We start from the raw sequence: 17,066 nt of genomic DNA, 5'->3' as shown, positions 1-17,066 counted from the left end.
TCCGCACCTCTGCGTTGTCGTTCCATCTTCGCTTCGCCTACACTGCCTCAGCTGAAAAAGCAAACTTCATTGATAACGAAACATAACGCTTTACCTAACAGTATCCAAGTGTAATCTTCCCGTCATCCAAGCCTGGGAGCAAAACAACAATAAAGGGGCGCGGATCTTTGGAGGAGATATCCATGATCAAGCTGAAACGTCGTGCGTTTCTGGCCGGGACCTCGGCCGTTCTGATTTTGCCTGCACTGCCGGCGCTTGCGACCGGCTACACGGAAGCGGACGTCCTCAAGGAAAAGGTTTCGAGCGGCGCGCTGCCACCGGTCACGGATCGGCTGCCGGCAAACCCGCTCGTCGTCAAACCGGTAGAAAGTGTCGGAAAATACGGCGGCGACTGGAATATGGCACTGGTCGGCGGCGGATCGCTCTCCATGCTCTTCCGCTATCAGGCCTATGAGCCGCTGCTTCGTTATACGCCGGATTGGTCAGGCGTCACCCTCAACGTCGCGGAAGCCTTCGATGGCGATGCCGAATCCAAGGTCTATACGATTCGCCTTCGCAAGGGCATGAAGTGGTCGGATGGCCAGCCCTATACGACGGCCGACGTCAAGTTCTGGTATGATACAGTCCTGACGGACAAGCGCGTCGCCGTTACCAGCCAGGGCCACTGGAAGACAGCCGGCAAGCCGGCCAAGCTTGAAGTGGTCGACGAACAGACCTTCAAGGTGATCTTTGAAAAACCTAACGGTATGTTTCCGCTCCAGGTGGCCTGGGCCAACAACGACCACACGACCCGCTGTCCGAAACACTATCTCGAACAGTTCCATATTGACTACAATCCGAAGGCCGACGAACTCGCCAAGCAACGCGGTTTCGAAAGCTGGATCGCAGCCTTCCAGGCGGCGTCCGGGTTTCAGGATGACAACGCATTCTTCCTCAATTCCTCGAAGAAGCCCTGCCTCAACGCCTGGATGTTCACAACCGCGCCCGGCGAAAATACCGAACGCGTCATTGCCGAACGCAACCCCTTCTATTGGAAGGTCGATACCGCGGGCAATCAACTGCCCTATATGGATCGGATCGTCTACCAGATGGTGGCGGATCCGCAGGTATTGCTTCTCAAGGCCATGCAGGGCGAGATTGACCTGATGGACCAGTATATCGCGACGCCGAATAATAAATCGGTGCTTTACGATGCCCGTGAGCAGGGCGGTTACGACTTCTACACGCTTTCCTCGACAGAGGCCAACGTGATGAACTTCATCTTCAACCTGAACCATAACGACGCGACCAAACGGAAGCTTTTCCGGAACAAGGATTTCCGCGCGGCTCTTTCGACGGCGCTTGATCGCCAGACGCTGATCGATGCCGTCCTCGTCGGCCAGGGTGCGCCGGCCCAGCCCTCGATCAAGCAGGGAGATCCGCTCTATAACGAGCAGCTCGCCACGCAGTTCACCTCGTATGATGTCGACAAGGCGAATGCCATGCTCGACCAGATCATACCGAAGCGCGATGACCAGAACTTCAGGTTGGACGACCAGGGTCGGCGCCTGACGATCATCTTCGAGATCGACCAGGCTCGTGCGATCTTCCTCGATCTCTTCCAGTTGGTCATCCCGATGTTCCAGGCAGTCGGTATTGATGCGCAGATGCGCACGATGGACCGGTCGCTTTGGGAAACACGCGTCCGCCAGGGCCGCGATTTCGATGCCACGGCCCACCAATTCGGCGCCAATGGCGGTGTCGCCGCAATGCTCGACCCGCGCTACTACGTGCCGACGGATTCAAACGCGATGTATGCCCCGGCCTGGCAGCTCTGGTATCTCGACCGAAACAATGAAAATGCGGAAGAACCGCCGGAAGAGACCAGGAAGCTGCTCGAGCTTTACGACAAGCTGAAGGCGACCGCCGACCCCGCAGGTCAGCAGGAAGTCATGAAGAAGATCCTGCAGGGTGCTGCCGACAACTTCTACGTCTTCGGTATTTCGCAGCCCCCGGACGGCTACGGCATCGTCAAAAACAACATGAAGAATATCACGCGGACGATGCCGAATTCCTTCGGTTGGCCCACACCCGCTCCCACCATGCCGGAGCAATTCTACAAGGCCTGACGGTCTTTCAGGATCAGACATGTATCCGACGCCGGCCGGCCTGGGCCGGCGGCAGATCCCTCGTTGACTTTTTGCCAAACGATTGGATGAACCGATGCTCGACGCCAGAAGACAAAACACCGGAACGCTCCGGACACCGGACTGGTTCAAGGACGCGACCCGCTGGACCCAGCTGACCTTCGTCGAGGACGACCCGGAGAAGTACGACCCCGCCTTCTGGGTCGACGTCTTCAAGCGCACGAGATCCAATGCAGTCTGCCTTAGCGCCGGCGGCTACATCGCCTACTATCCGAGCGAAGTGCCCTATCACTATGTCAGCAAATATCTCGGCGACAAGGATATCTTCGGCGCGCTCGTCGATGCGGCCCGCAAGCTCGACATGCATGTCATGGCTCGTGTCGACCCACACGCAATCCATGACGATGCCGCCAGGGCCCATCCGGAATGGGTGATGATAAATGCCGACGGGACACCGCGCCGCCATTGGGCCTATCCCGATGTCTGGGTGACCAATGCCTATGGCGACTACAATACCGTCTTCATGCCCGAGGTCGTCAAGGAGATCGTCCGCAAATACGATATTGATGCGGTCTTTGCCAATCGCTGGCAGGGGCATGGCGTCGACTATAGCGAAGACAGTGCCCGCCGCTTCAAGGACATGTTCGGCCATGACCTGCCAAAAAAATCGGATGCGGAAGATCCGGCTTGGCAGGCCTGGGTACAGTGGCGCCGCCGGGTCCTCACCGACATGATCGCCCAATGGGACGATGCGGTAAAGGCGATCCGCCCGCATGCGAGCTTCATTCCGAACATGGGCGGTGCTTCGCTGATGGAATTCGACCTGTCGGTCATTGCCCGCCATTGCCCCTTCCTCGTTGTTGACCACCAGGGCCGCAAGGGCCTGGAACTCGGCTGGTCGGCCGGACGCAACGGCAAGCGCATCCGCGCCACCTTTCCGGATCGTCCTGTCGTCCTCATCACCTCGATCGGTCCGGAGGAGGAATATCGCTGGAAGGATGCCGTCACGTCCGGCGAGGAGATGCAGCTCTGGATCAATGACGGCACAGCGCATGGCCTCTATGCCTGGTTCACCAAGTTCAACGGGGTGGTCCCGGACGAGCGCTGGGTCGAGCCTGTCGCCGACGCCTTCGCCCTGCAGGCGGCAGTCGAGCCGGTGCTCGAAAGCATGAAGCCCGCCGCCGAAATCGCCGTCATCGACCCCTCCACGACGTTGCGCCACTGGGCACCGGAGGAGCGGCCCAACGCCGAAAAGCACGATCTCGGCTTCTACCACGCCCTGGTCGAGGCCCGCCTGCCCTTCGAGCTTCTCTCGGACCAGGTTCTGACGAAGGAAAATCTCGACCGTTTCAAGCTCATTATCCTCGCCAACGCCTCCTGCCTGTCGGACGAGCAGAACGCTGCGATCCGCGCCTATGCCGAACGCGGCGGCAGCGTGATCGCTTCCTACGAGACCTCGCTGCGCGACGAAACCGGCAGGCAGCGCCAGGAATTCGGTCTCTCCGAGTTGTTCGGCGCCAAATTCGTCTCCGGACCGCGTGGCATCGTCAAGAACACTTATGTGGCTCTCTCCGGTGATCATCCGATCAACGAAGGCTACGAAGGCGCCGAACGCATCATGGGCGGTACACGGCTTCTCCACGTCGAGGCCACGAACGGCTCCAAGACCCCGTTCCTCTACGTGCCCGACTTCCCGGATCTGCCGATGGAAGAAGTCTATCCGCGCAAGGCGCCGGAGGGTGCCGCGGTCATTGCGCGCGAGACAGGCACGGGTGGCCGCGCAGTCTATATTCCCTGGAACATCGGCGAAATCTTCTGGGAGGTCTTTGCCGTTGACCATGCCCGGCTGATCGCCAATGCCGTCCACTGGGCACTCGGCAAGACGCCGCGCGTCACTGTCATGGGTCCTGGTGTCGTTGATCTGGCCCTTCGTGAAAATTCCGACGGCATCGCGCTTAGCCTCTTCAACCTCACCAATCCGATGATGATGAAGGGACCGATCCGCGAAAATTACCCTCTGGCGGCGCAGACCGTTTCGGTGAAAATTCCTGCCGGCAAGTCAGTGGCGCGCGCCTGGCTCGTCGTTGCCGACCGTGCCGCAAACGTCAGCGTCAAAGATGGCCGTGCACAGGTGGAGGTGCCGGGAATCGAGCGGCTGGAGGTGCTGCACCTCTCCTGGAAATGAGGTGCAGTGCGCAGAGGAGCGCTTTCGGCCGCTGCCGGCCGAGAGCGGATGAATATCCGACGAAGGCGCAGGGGCGCTCTCAACGGGAGGAGATACATTCCGATGCTTGGCTATATCTTCAGGCGCGTGCTCTACATGATACCGACCCTGTTCGGCATGTCGCTGATCTCGTTTCTGATCATCCAGCTACCGCCGGGTGACTATCTCACCTCGATGATCGCGACGATGAGTGACAGCGGCCAGGCCGTCGATCCGGCGCAGATCGAACGGTTGAAACAGATCTACGGCTTCGACGACCCCTTCTACGTCCAGTACCTGAAATGGATGTGGGGAATTGTCAGCCGCGGCGACTTCGGCTGGTCCTTTGAATGGAACCAGCCCGTCTCGGGCCTGATCTGGGCGCGCATGGGCTCAACGCTGGTCATCTCGCTGCTGAGCCTCCTCTTCGTTTGGATCGTATCACTGCCGATCGGAATCTATTCTGCCGTGCGCCGCCATTCCATCGGTGATCACGTCTTCACTTTTTTCGGCTTCATCGGCCTTGCCGTGCCAAACTTCATCCTGGCGCTGACGCTGATGTATATTGCCTACAAGTATCTTGGCCTGAGTGTTGGCGGGCTGGTCTCGCCCGAATATGCAGAAGCACCCTGGAGCCTCGCCAAGATCGGCGATTTTCTCACCCATCTCTGGATCCCGATCATCATCATCGGCGCATCCGGAACGGCGGCGATGATTCGCATCCTGCGCGCCAACCTGACAGACGAACTGCACAAGCCTTACGTCATTACCGCCCGCGCCAAGGGCCTGCCGGAATACAAGGTCATCCTCAAATATCCCGTTCGCATCGCGCTGAACCCCTTCGTGTCGGCGATCGGTTGGGTGCTGCCGCATCTTGTCTCGGGCGTGACGATCACGGCTATCGTTCTCAACCTGCCGACCTCCGGCCCCCTGCTTTTCCGGGCGCTGGTCGCGCAGGACATGTACCTCGCCGGCAGCTTCATTCTGCTGCTCTCCGCGCTGACCCTCGTCGGCATGCTTTTGTCGGATCTGCTGCTTGCGCTGCTCGATCCGCGCATCCGGTTCGATTGAGGAGAGGCCGATGAGCACGCACGAAACGTTCGGAACCCATACCGGCCCTCTTCATATCGTTGCCGATGGTCCGTCGATCAGCCCACTGAAGCAGGGCAAGACGGTCTCGACCGCCGCAGTCGGTCCCTGGCGGTTGATCGCCGGCAAGCTGATCCGCCAGAAGGTGGCGATGGTCGCCGGCGTTATCATTCTCCTGCTTTATCTCGTCGGCCTCTTCGCCGAATTCCTGGCCCCCGGGCTGCCTTCGACCTCCAAGCCGCAATTTACCTATGCGCCGCCGCAGGGCCTGAGTTTCTTCGTGACCAGGCCCGACGGCAGCTCCGAGTTCAACTTTCATGTGAAGGGCTACAAGGTCGAGATCGACAAGGTGGCGCTCAGGCGCACCTTCGTCGTCGACGATACGAAGGTCGTGCCGATCGGCTTCTTCGTCAAAGGCCCGGCCTACAAGCTCTGGGGCCTCATCCCGATGAGCAGACGCCTGATCGGCCCGATCAACCCGAACGATCCAATGTATCTCCTCGGCGCCGACCGCCTCGGCCGCGACGTGCTCTCGCGGCTGATCTACGGCACCCGCGTCTCCATGTCCATCGGGCTTGTCGGCGTTGCCATGTCGCTGATCCTGGGCGTCGTACTTGGCTCGATCTCCGGCTTTTTCGGTGGCTGGGTCGATACACTGATCCAGCGCATCATCGAGGTGGTAAGTGCCATGCCGACCATTCCGCTCTGGCTTGGGCTCGCGGCGGCGATCCCGCTGACATGGTCGCCGGTCAGTGTCTATTTCGTCATCACGATCATCGTCTCGCTGCTCGGCTGGACAAGCCTTGCCCGCGAAGTGCGCGGTCGTTTCCTGGCCCTGCGCAGCGAGGATTTCGTGACTGCGGCAAGGCTCGACGGATCAAGTGAAGCGCGGCTGATCTTCCGCCATATCCTGCCGTCGCTGACGAGCCATATCCTCGCCGTCGTGACGCTCGCCGTGCCGACGATGATCGTCGCGGAAACATCTCTCTCCTTCCTTGGCATCGGTCTGAAGCCGCCTGTGGTCAGCTGGGGCGTGCTGCTGCAGGACGCTCAAAACATCCGCACGGTCGCCACCGCACCCTGGCTGTTGATCTGGCCGTCGCTGGCAGTGGTCGTCGCGGTGCTCTCGTTCAACTTCTTTGGCGACGGCCTGCGCGACGCCGCCGACCCCTATGACAATTGAGGAGGAAGCAATGACCGACCTTCCCGATGACGTTGTCCTGTCCGTCGAGAATCTCTCGATCGATTTTCGGCTGCGCACCCATATCCTGCACGCCGTCGAAAATGTGAGCTTCCAGCTCAAGCGGGGCCAGACACTTTGCCTCGTTGGTGAAAGCGGCTCCGGCAAGAGTGTCACCGCCCGCTCGCTGCTGCAGATCGTCGACAGCCCCGGACGCGTCGTCGGCGGCCGGATCCTGCTTCGCAATGGCAGCGCCATCACCGATATCGCGACGCTTTCACCTGCCAGCAGCGCCATGCGGGCAATTCGCGGCCGACGCTTCGGCCTGATCTTCCAGGAGCCGATGAGTTCCCTGTCACCGGTCCACACTATCGGCTCGCAGATCGTCGAAGCCGTACGCCTGCACAGCAACCTCGACAAGGCGGCGGCGCGCGCCCGTACAGTCGAACTGCTGCGCCAGGTCGAAATCCCGAATCCCGAAAAGATGGCCGATCGCTATACGTTTGAATTCTCGGGCGGCATGCGCCAGCGCGCCATGATCGCCATGGCACTTGCCGGCAATCCCGATATCCTGATCGCCGACGAGCCAACGACGGCGCTCGACGTCACGACCCAGGCTGAAATCCTCGATCTCATCAAGCGCCTGCAGGTGGAGCGCGGCATGGCGATGCTGCTTATCACCCATGACATGGGCGTGGTCGCCGAAGTCGCCGACGAGGTCGCTGTCATGCGTTTCGGAAAGATCGTCGAGCGCGGCCCGGTCGACCCGATCTACCACGCGGCCGAACATCCCTATACGCGCCAGCTCCTCGCCTCGACAGTCAAGCTCACCCATCACGTCGAAGGCAGGTCGCCGGCAATCGCGCTGTCGGCTGAGGCGCCGAAGGCGGTCCTTTCGGTGCGCAATCTCGGCAAGACTTTTGGCTGGCACGGCAACGCCAACACGCTCCGTGCCGTCGACGACGTCAATTTCGATCTCTATCCGGGCGAAAATCTCGGCATCGTCGGCGAAAGCGGCTCCGGCAAGACAACGCTCGGCCGGCTCATCCTGCGCACTGTCGAACCGACCACTGGCAGCGTCATCTACCGCGGCAAGGGCGGAGAGGAGGTCGAGGTCACGAAGCTCGGCAAGAAGGAACTGCGCGGGTTCCATCGCGAGGTACGGCTGGTCTTCCAGGACCCCTTCGCCTCGCTCAACCCGCGAATGACGGTAAAGGAGGTGATCGGCGATCCCCTCATCGTCAACGGGCTCGCCAAGGGCAAGGCGTTGGAACAACGGGTCGCCGAGCTCATGCGGCTTGTCGGTCTCGATCCATTGGGCATGGAGCGTTATCCGCATGCGTTCTCCGGCGGTCAGCGGCAGCGTATCGGCATTGCCCGCGCACTGGCGCTCGATCCACGCATCATCATCGCCGACGAGGCGACATCGGCGCTCGATGTCTCCATCCGCAGCCAGATCCTCGATCTGCTGCTCGATATCCGCCAGCGCCTGAACCTCAGCTTCATCTTCATCTCGCACGACATTTCCGTGGTTCGCTACTTCTGCGACCGCGTCGCCGTCATGCATCGTGGCAGGATCGTCGAACTCGGCGAAGCCGAGCAGATTTGCACCGCACCGCAGGAAGCCTACACCAAGAGCCTCATCTCCGCCGTTCCCAATCCCGATCCGCGCGACAAGCGCATGCTGCACCGGCATCGCTTCATTGCGCCTGCCAATGCATAAGGACCTTCCAGTGCCGAAATTCTCCGCCAATCTCTCCTTTCTCTACCAGGACCTTCCCTTCCTCGACCGCTTTGCCGCCGCCGAAAAAGACGGCTTCTGCGCGCTCGAATATCTCGGTCCCTACGCCGAGCCGAAGGAGAAGGTCGCAGACGCCCTGAAGGCAAGCGGTCTGAAGCAGGCGCTCTTCAACGTGCCCTCCGGCGACTGGGCTGGCGGCGAGCGCGGCATTGCCTGCCTGCCTGATCGCATCGACGAATTCCGCAACGGCGTCACGCTCGCACTCGACTATGCCAAGGCCCTCGACTGCCCGCAGGTCAACGTCATCTCCGGTCTCGTGCCGAAGGGCGCCGATCCCCAAGTGCTGGAGAGGGTTCTGGTCGACAATCTGAAATATGCTGCCGCACGCGCCGCTGATGTCGGCGTGAAGCTGCTGATCGAGCCGATCAACTTGCGCGACATTCCCGACTTCTTCCTGTCGACGACGGAACATGCCGAACGGATCCTCGACCAGGTCGGCTCCGGTAATCTCTACATCCAGTACGATTTCTACCACATGCAGATCATGCAGGGTGACCTGATCCCGACCTTCACGCGCCTGCGCGACAGGATCGCGCATGTCCAGATCGCCGACAATCCCGGCCGCAACGAACCGGGCAGCGGGGAGATCAACTACCGTTTCATCTTCTCTGAACTCGACCGCCTTGGCTACGATGGCTGGGTCGGCTGCGAATACAAGCCGAAGGCCGGCACCAGCGAAGGCCTCGGCTGGATGAAACCCTATCTCGAGTCAGCCGAAGTGGACATGATATGAATATCGGATTTATCGGACTGGGTGTCATGGGCCGCCCGATGGCGGAGCACCTGATCGATGCCGGCCATACGCTGCATCTGAGCCGAGTGAAGGAAAACTCCCAGCAGCTCGTCGCCAGGGGTGGCAAGTCCGCAGCCAGCGCAAAGGCGGTGGCGGAAGCCTCCGACATCGTCATCCTCATGCTGCCGGATACGCCCGATGTTGAGGCGGTACTTTTCGGTCCAGACGGCGTGGCATCAGGCCTGACCGAGGGCAAACTCGTCATCGACATGAGCTCGATCTCGCCGGTGGCCACCAAGGCTTTTGCTCGTCGCATCGAGGCACTCGGCTGCGACTATCTCGACGCGCCTGTTTCCGGCGGCGAAGTCGGCGCCAAGGCCGCCTCCCTGACGATCATGGTCGGCGGTCAGCAGCATGTCTTCGAGCGCGCTCGACCGCTGTTCGAGAAGATGGGCAGGAATATCACACTGATCGGTGGTGTCGGCGATGGCCAGACGGCCAAGGTCGCCAACCAGATCATCGTTGGACTGACAATCGAGGCGGTTGCTGAAGCCCTTCTCTTTGCCCGGTCCGCCGGTGCCGATCCGGCCAAGGTTCGCTCTGCTCTGATGGGCGGCTTTGCTTCCTCACGTATCCTCGAGGTACATGGCGAACGCATGGTCACGGAAGCCTTTGAGCCGGGGTTCCGCATCCGTCTGCACCGCAAGGACATGACACTGGCCGTCGACGCTGCCCGCGCCCTTGACCTCTCGCTACCCAACACCGCTGCAACGCAGCAGCTGATGAACGCCGCGATTGCCAATGGCGACGGCGAGCGTGACCATTCCGCCCTCATCCGAACGCTCGATCTTCTTGCCGGAGGTCCGCGCTAAAGGAACCGCTCAAAACCAACCCCGGACATCATCGTCGTTTGCCCTGACCGGAGCGGGTCTCCGGACGCCGAAGGCATGTCCGGACGTGATTGAAAAGGACAGGACAATGCTCAGAAACGATATCCAGTTCCCTTATGGCGCCGTCTATTTCCGCAAGTCCAACCCGCCCCCCGAAGATTGGGAGCGCGACTACACGACGGCCCGTGAAGACGGCCTCAATATCTTCCGCCACTGGTTCATGTGGAGCGCGATCGAAACCGCACCCGGCATCTACGACTGGGAGGAATACGATCGCCAGATGGACCTTGCCGCAAAGAACGGCATCAAGACGGTCATTGCCGAACTGATCCATGCCGTGCCCGACTGGGCGGTGCGGAAATACGCCGATGCTCTTCAGGTCAATGCCGACGGCACGAAACTCGGATCCTACATGGGCGTCTCGGCGGCAACCGGCGGCTTTTCCAACAATGGCGGCGGCGCGGGCGCCTTGACGCTCAATTGCCCGGAGGTGAAGGAAGCGGCCGGCAAATTCCTGACGGCGCTTGCCTCCCGCTACAAGGATCATCCAGCGATCTACGGCTACGATGTCTGGAACGAGTGCAACTATTCCGCCGATGTCGATTACAGTTCCTACGCCAAGGCTGCCTTCCGCATCTGGCTGGAGAAGAAATATGGCAGCCTGAAAGTGCTGGCGAAGGCCTGGAATCGCTACAGCTATGCCGATTGGTCGGATATCGAGCCGCCGGCTCATATGGCGCCCTACCCCGAATGTATCGACTGGCTGCAGTTCAAGCGCGACAATTTCTACGACCAGATGCAGTGGCGCATCGACACCATCCGCGCCGTCGACCAAAAGAACGTCATCGCCGCACACGGCATCTCCGGCTCGATCCCCAACATGGCGTCGAACGGCTGCGACGACTGGCTTGCCGCCTCCAAGGTCGAGGTCTACGGCTTCACCTGGATCCAGGCCCGCAAGGGCACTGAGCCCTGGAAGACCTGGTACGGTGTTGACATCAATCGGGCTGCGGCCCGCGGCAAGCCCTTCTGGCACGCCGAGCGTCAGGGCGGGCCGCTCTGGCTGCAGCCCCAGGTGATCGGTCGCGACAAGGAGGACGGCCGCGTTGCCGAGCCCGAGGATATCCGCATCTGGAGCATGACTTCGCTTGCCGGAGGCGCGCGCGGCGTGCTCAACCTGCGTTGGCGCCCACTGCTCGACGGTCCGCTGTTCGGCGCCTTCGGCGCCTATGGCATGGATGGTTCGCGAACGTCCCGCTCGGACATGCAAAGCGCCATAGCAAAATGGGCGAACGACCCGGCGCGGGCCGCCCTCTGGGAAACCAAACCTATACGCGGCGAGATCGGCATCCTCGTCGTGCGCGAGACCCAGGAATGGGACTATCTGCTGAACTACGACCGCAAGGAAAAGCCCTATCCGGAGGCCATGTGGGGCGCCTATCGCGCCTTCCTCGACAGCGGACTCCAGCCGGACTGGGTACACATCGACGATATCGACGCCTATGATTTCCTCTATTTCCCCTACCCCATCATGTTCACCGCGAAACAGGCGGAGCAACTGAGAGCCTGGGTGGAAAAAGGCGGTACGCTGATCGCCGAGGCGTGTCCCGGTTATTTTGGCGATCGCGGTCGTGTGGGCACCGTGCAACCGAACCTTGGCCTCGACGCGGTCTTTGGTGTGCATGAGGAAACAGTCGAGTTCATGCCCGATATCGGGGACCGCATCCATTTCGACATGGACGGCCTTCCGGTTGACGGCGGCGGCCTTCTGCAATCCTACCGCCTGACCGGCGGGACCGGCCGCGGCCATTTCACGGACGGCCGCCTTGCCATCGTCGAGAACAGATATGGCAAGGGCCGCACGCTGTTGATCGGTACCAATCCCTCGGTCGCCTATTACCGCACCGACGGAAAGAAGAACGGCGCATTCTTCGCCGCCCTGCTGGCCTGGAGCGGCCGCGCGAAGCACGTGACACTCGATAACAGCAATCTTTTTGCCAGAGTACACAAGGGTGAGAAAGGCAGCTTCCTCTGGCTGGTCAATCCAACACGGACATCTCAGTCAACGAAAGTGAAGCTCGCCGAAGGCCTGGGCCAGCCCGACTTCGCCGGACCTGTCTGGCCGGTCGACCATATCCATGGCGACGGCAATATCGAGGTGTCGGCTCGCGACGTGTTGATCCTCCCTCTCCGTCCGAAGTCCGTTTCGCAATGGTAGCCGGGTCTTTGGCTGCCGCGGGTCGGCCAGCAGTTCGAGGAAGTCGCACGGTGGGCCTGTTGTATATCGGCCCATGACGATCTTGCCCCCGCGTCTTTTCGCTGATCGGAAGGACGCGCCGGTGCCCTATCGAACATCGGCGCGATCGCCGTCCTTCTCTACGACCTATAGTCTGGCGCCGTCACATCAAGTCTGCGCTTGAGGCTTTCCAGGTGCAAGCGGGCGCTTTCTGGGTCGCCTTCCCGCATCTGCTTTGCAGTGGCAGCGGCAATTTCCGGCTTCACCGGCAGCAAGGGTCGTCCTGTGCTCATGGCCTTCAACTGAGCCTCCGCCGCCCGCTCGAGATAATAGAGATCGTCCCAGGCCTCCGCGATGTTAGGCGCGCAGACCATGACGCCATGGTTTTTCATAAAGAGAATATCCTTGTCGGCAAGAACGGTTGCCAGACGATCGCCTTCCCGCTCATCGAGCGCAAGGCCGTGATAGTCCGTGTCAACCGCGGTGCGTCCATAGAACTTCAACGCGGTCTGTCCGGCCCAGATAAGCGGTTCCCCCTCGATCATGCTGAGCGCCGTCGCATTCGGCATATGGGTGTGAAATGCCGCGCCAATGCGCGGCGCCATCTTGTGCAGGCGGGCATGAATAAAGAAGGCAGTCGCCTCCGGTTCACCATCGCCGGACAGCACATTGCCGTCGAAATCGCAAATCAGGAGACTGGAGGCCGTTGCCTCCTCGAAGGCCCAGCCGAGCCGGTTGACAAGAAAGAGGTCGGCATGTCCCGGCACAAGAGCGGAGAAATGATTGCATATCCCCTCTTCGAGGCCATGCCGTGCGGCTGCCCTCAGACAGGCGGCCAAATCCACGCGTGCCTGCCATACCTCCTGCGTGTCGAGGTCGGTGTTTCGCAGTATTGCCGGCGCCGACTGTCCGCGCTTGAGTTCATGGGCCATTACAAAATCTCCCTAAAAACAATTGGCCCTATTCCATCCAGCCTGCGGCGGAAAGCAAGTCGGGAAGCTCGTCAAGTCGAGCAATAATTGCGTCCGGCGCGTAGTCGGCAAGCGGCTTGCGGCCGGTTCCGCGGTCGACCCAGACCGTTCTGAAGCCAAGCTCCCTCGCCGCAGCGAGATCGAGATGAGGGCTCGCACAAACATGAACCAGTTGTTGCTTTTCGACGCCAAGCTCTTGCCAGGCATATTGGAATATCTGTTTTGTCGGCTTGTAGGCTCCGGCCTGCTCCGCCGTGATCACCCGATCGACCCAACCGCCGAGTTGCGCGACATTTCCGGCTATGATCGCATCGTCCGTATTGGAGATAATGGCAAGTTTGAACCCCGCCGCCTTCAGTCTGGCCAATGTCTCAACCACCTCTGGAAAGGGCGGCATGCGGCTGATGGATGAGGTGAGAAGATCCGCGTCGCCGGGCGATACCTCGAGGGAGAATTCCTTCATCGCGAGCGCAAGTGCGGCCGCGCTTACATCCTGGAACGAACGGTGTGGACGCTCCGCCTCGAGCCGATGCTCGTGCCGGTCGTACACGGCAATGAAGGCATCCCGGTCGATCGAATGCTTATTTCCCGCGAGAATCCTGTCCATTGCCGCAAGCAACCCTTCGTCCCACTGGATAAGGGTGCCATAGCAATCGAAGGTCAGCCATTTCGGGTGCGGTCCTGAAAGTGTCATCTCGGTCTCCTGATTGTTTCCACGCAGGATTGACATCGGGCGCGATCATTTGGAAATTAAATGTCACCATATTTATTATTGGAAAATCAAATGAGCTTCGGTTTCGACCTCGACCTTCTGCGCACTTTTGCCGCCGTCGTCGAGACAGGCGGGTTTACACGGGCGGCTGAGCGCGTTCACCTCACGCAATCAACGATCAGCCAGCAGGTCAAGAAGCTCGAGACCAATCTTGGACGCACGCTTCTCATCCGCGACCGCGCTTCGGGCCGTGTGCGAACGACGGAGGAGGGTGAACTGCTGATGAGCTACGCCCGGCGGATACTGTCGATCTTGGCGGAGGCAGACGAAGCTCTGGGCCGCTCGGTCCCGGTTCCGAAGACCGTGCGGCTCGGCGTTCCGGAAGACTTTGCCGGGCGGCGGATGATTGACCTGCTCTCCGGCTTTGCGCGGACCACTTCACATACGAGGCTCGATACGATCAGCGGCTGGAGCTTCGAGTTGCGAAGGCTTCTTCAAGCGGGAGAGCTCGATCTAGCCCTTATCAAGCGCGAGCCGGGCGATGGTAGCTGTATCGCCAAGTGGGAGGAACCGCTAAGTTGGGTGGGTAGCCGAACCCTTTCCGGCGGGACCGATCCGATTCCGCTTGCGGTGTTCCCACCCGGGTGCATCTATCGCGAAAGGGCCATCCGGGCAATTGAGGAAAGCGGACGACGTTGGCGTATCGCCTATTCGAGCCAAGGCCTGATGGGAGTTCAGGCGGCGGTTGCATCCGGCCTCGGCATCAGCTTGCTTCCGGTCGATGCGATACTGCCCGAGCATCAGCCGTTGAACGGTGCTGACGGTTTTGCGGAGGAACCTGCGTCCGAACTTGCGCTGATCGCGGCCACAAGGAAGCTGGAACCGGCGGTCAAGGAGACGGCCGATTTTCTGATAGCGAACCTGACCGCGCTGAGGCGAAGCTCCAAAACGCCGATCGCCCGCGTGAACTGATTTCGGCCTGACTACTGTGAGCACACACAAGGCCGTTTCGCGCACTCGGACCGAAACATCGGGCTTCACCCGCCGGGAAAGACGATACCGTATAAGACCTGGCGATACCGGCAAACACGGGATCGAACACCGGCCAACGGCAACGTCGCACTTTGCTGCGCAGGATCGACGAGCTTTCAACTAGCAAACAAGCTCGAACACCTCGATCTGTTCGAAGCGGCCCTTGGCTTGAGCCAGTCCCAGAGACCGAAAACGGAATGCGTCTCCTGCCTTTGCGCTGATCGCCCCGCTTGCGAGGATAGAGGTGCCGAACTGCTTGTTCATGCCTTCCAGACGGGACGCCACGTTGACCGTATCGCCCATAGCCGTGTACTGGCGACGGGTCCGCGCACCAACACTGCCGACAACCGCCGGCCCGGTATGAAGACCGAACCGTGTGATGAATTCCGGGCGCCCCGAGGCTCGGTTAGCCATATTGAATTCATCGATCGCCGCCTTTAGTGCCAGGGCGCAACGACAGCCGTTCTGCACGTGTTGAGGATCCGGCACCGGTGCGTTCCACATGCCGAAAATCGAGTCACCCAGATATTGGACGATAACTCCGTTGTGCTGCTCCACGATATCGTTCATCAACTGGAAATAGGACGAGAGCAGCGCAGTAACGCTTTCCGGGGAATACTGCTCAGAAATTGTCGTAAAATCCCGGATGTCGGTAAAAAGCAGGGTGACGTCCTGACGCGAGGCAACCGCGGTTTCGACTTTCCCGGCGCTGACGATCTTGCGTACAAGTTCCCGCGGCACATAGAGAGAAAAATTACGGATCGCGTCACGTGCTGCGGCAAGTGCGTTTGCGAGAATGTTGATCTCGGCGATCATGGAGCGGTAGGCTCCTTGTCCCTTGAAATCCAGATCCCCAATCTGCCTGGCTTCGGCAGCCAGAGAAAAGAGCGCATTGCTGATGAGCCGCGCGACCACGAGCGCTGCCACAATAGCCGCAACAAGAACGGCACCGGCAATCATCAGCGTCTTGATCAGCAAGCGGTTGCTTGGGCCGACAAAATCGTCGACAGGTGCCGCAATGACGAGCGTGTTGCCCTTGAGCAGGCCGGAAAACTCGACCGGCGAGATCTGGGCCATGTATGGCACCCCCGCAACCGAAAAATGCGCCACGCCTCCCCTGGTGCCGGCTTCCGTCAGCAGCAGTTGCCTGACTGCGTCGAAAGCCGGATCCCCTGAATACGGTGCAGCAACTTCATCGCGCGACGTATTGGAGAGCGTTTCGAGGATTAGAGCCATGATCGTCGGGTCGGAGTGGACGATCAGGCGCCGGTGATCGTCGAAAACATAGCCACGTGCATGTGCCGATATTGCTTCCTCGTTCAGCAGGCTGCTGATGGTTTCCAGAAGCACGTCTGCGCCCGCCACGACGCGCCTGTCCTTTTCCATCGGCGTGGCGAGCGTCAGGCTCAGTGACTGCGTCGCGGCGGTGACATACGGGCCAACCGAGGCGGGCCCATCTTTTGCAACGGCAGCGCGATACCAGACCCGTTGCCGAGGATCGTAAGTCACGTTTTTGCTGTCGCGCTCGGCGAGCAGGTTGCCGTTGACATCCAGGAACCGCCAGGCGGACGTCATCCCTTCAGCGGATTGCCCAATGGTGATCAGCGCAAATGCTGTGCCGGACGGTGCTGAAAGGACTTGGCTCCATTTCGGATTGGTGAGGACACTGGCTGCCTGAATAAAGGAACCGTCCGGATAGCCGGCATACAAGCTGTCCAGTTTCGGTGACCCCTGCAGCGCCTTCAGCAGGAAGTCGCGCTTTGCGTCGAGCTCCGCCGGCGGCGCCGATACCATTGGTGCCAGGGCGGAGCTTGTCTCAATGGCGGAATAGCCGCTGTCGAAGACGCTGCGATAGTGATCGAGCGCATGCAAGCTCAACAGCCGCATCTTCTCCTGCGCGGCATCGATCGCGGATGATCGCCCATGTTGGTATGTAAGCCACATCAGCGGCGTGCAGACGCTTACGAGCAGGAGTACGATCACGATGCTGAGGTGCAGGCGTAGCGGCTGGGACCAGGGCATCTCGGCATCGCTTCGCGAGGAAGACACTTTCACTTCCTCCACCTCAGGCCAACCTTTCTAAATCCTGTCGT

At 60.5% G+C, this 17,066-nt stretch carries 12 protein-coding genes; 9 read left to right on the top strand and 3 right to left on the bottom strand.

The window, feature by feature from the left end; translation table 11 throughout:
• Nucleotides 1-182: 182 nt before the first annotated feature.
• The 8 genes from IB248_RS02175 (at nucleotide 183) to IB248_RS02140 (ending at nucleotide 12,240) form a co-directional block, all read left to right on the top strand.
• The gene (locus IB248_RS02175; RefSeq protein WP_025658522.1) at nucleotides 183-2,108 is read left to right on the top strand and encodes an ABC transporter substrate-binding protein; all 1,926 of its coding nucleotides are present in this window, start codon (nucleotides 183-185) and stop codon (nucleotides 2,106-2,108) included.
• 94 nt (nucleotides 2,109-2,202) lie between these two features.
• Nucleotides 2,203-4,311 carry an alpha-amylase family protein gene (locus IB248_RS02170; protein ID WP_192240182.1) on the top strand — a complete coding sequence of 703 codons (2,109 nt, stop codon included), beginning with the start codon at nucleotides 2,203-2,205 and terminating at the stop codon, nucleotides 4,309-4,311.
• 102 nt (nucleotides 4,312-4,413) lie between these two features.
• Nucleotides 4,414-5,400 (top strand): ABC transporter permease, encoded by a 987-nt coding sequence (locus tag IB248_RS02165; protein ID WP_192240181.1) that lies wholly within the window; start codon nucleotides 4,414-4,416, stop codon nucleotides 5,398-5,400.
• A 10-nt stretch (nucleotides 5,401-5,410) separates the two neighbouring features.
• Nucleotides 5,411-6,601 carry an ABC transporter permease gene (locus IB248_RS02160; protein ID WP_169679762.1) on the top strand — a complete coding sequence of 397 codons (1,191 nt, stop codon included), beginning with the start codon at nucleotides 5,411-5,413 and terminating at the stop codon, nucleotides 6,599-6,601.
• 10 nt (nucleotides 6,602-6,611) lie between these two features.
• Nucleotides 6,612-8,321, top strand: coding sequence for an ABC transporter ATP-binding protein (locus IB248_RS02155; protein WP_192240180.1), 1,710 nt, complete (start codon nucleotides 6,612-6,614; stop codon nucleotides 8,319-8,321).
• 10 nt (nucleotides 8,322-8,331) lie between these two features.
• On the top strand, nucleotides 8,332-9,132 hold the full coding sequence (gene otnI / locus IB248_RS02150) for a 2-oxo-tetronate isomerase (RefSeq protein ID WP_192240179.1): 801 nt from the start codon (nucleotides 8,332-8,334) through the stop codon (nucleotides 9,130-9,132).
• A complete protein-coding gene (locus tag IB248_RS02145) occupies nucleotides 9,129-10,004 on the top strand; it encodes a 2-hydroxy-3-oxopropionate reductase (protein WP_192240178.1) in 876 nt (291 codons plus the stop codon). The genes otnI and IB248_RS02145 overlap by 4 nt, the downstream gene beginning before the upstream one ends.
• Nucleotides 10,005-10,110: 106 nt before the next feature.
• A complete protein-coding gene (locus IB248_RS02140; protein ID WP_192240177.1) occupies nucleotides 10,111-12,240 on the top strand; it encodes a beta-galactosidase in 2,130 nt (709 codons plus the stop codon).
• Between the two features lie 158 nt (nucleotides 12,241-12,398).
• On the opposite strand, the gene IB248_RS02135 is transcribed toward IB248_RS02140, so the two are convergent.
• Both IB248_RS02135 and IB248_RS02130 read right to left on the bottom strand, forming a co-directional pair.
• Entirely contained in the window at nucleotides 12,399-13,190 is a 792-nt protein-coding gene (locus IB248_RS02135) for an aldolase (protein WP_192240176.1), read from the bottom strand.
• Between the two features lie 28 nt (nucleotides 13,191-13,218).
• Nucleotides 13,219-13,923, bottom strand: coding sequence for a haloacid dehalogenase type II (locus tag IB248_RS02130; RefSeq protein ID WP_192240175.1), 705 nt, complete (start codon nucleotides 13,921-13,923; stop codon nucleotides 13,219-13,221).
• A gap of 90 nt (nucleotides 13,924-14,013) precedes the next feature.
• Here IB248_RS02130 and IB248_RS02125 point away from each other — a divergent pair, with 90 nt between their 5' ends.
• Nucleotides 14,014-14,913 carry a LysR family transcriptional regulator gene (locus tag IB248_RS02125; protein WP_192240174.1) on the top strand — a complete coding sequence of 300 codons (900 nt, stop codon included), beginning with the start codon at nucleotides 14,014-14,016 and terminating at the stop codon, nucleotides 14,911-14,913.
• Between the two features lie 180 nt (nucleotides 14,914-15,093).
• Here IB248_RS02125 and IB248_RS02120 read toward each other — a convergent pair whose 3' ends face one another.
• Nucleotides 15,094-17,022 carry an adenylate/guanylate cyclase domain-containing protein gene (locus tag IB248_RS02120; RefSeq protein WP_192240173.1) on the bottom strand — a complete coding sequence of 643 codons (1,929 nt, stop codon included), beginning with the start codon at nucleotides 17,020-17,022 and terminating at the stop codon, nucleotides 15,094-15,096.
• Nucleotides 17,023-17,066 lie beyond the last annotated feature (44 nt).

Source organism: Rhizobium sp. RHZ01 (assembly GCF_014851595.1).
Lineage (GTDB): Bacteria > Pseudomonadota > Alphaproteobacteria > Rhizobiales > Rhizobiaceae > Rhizobium > Rhizobium altiplani.
This window is presented reverse-complemented; position numbering and strand designations above follow the sequence as displayed.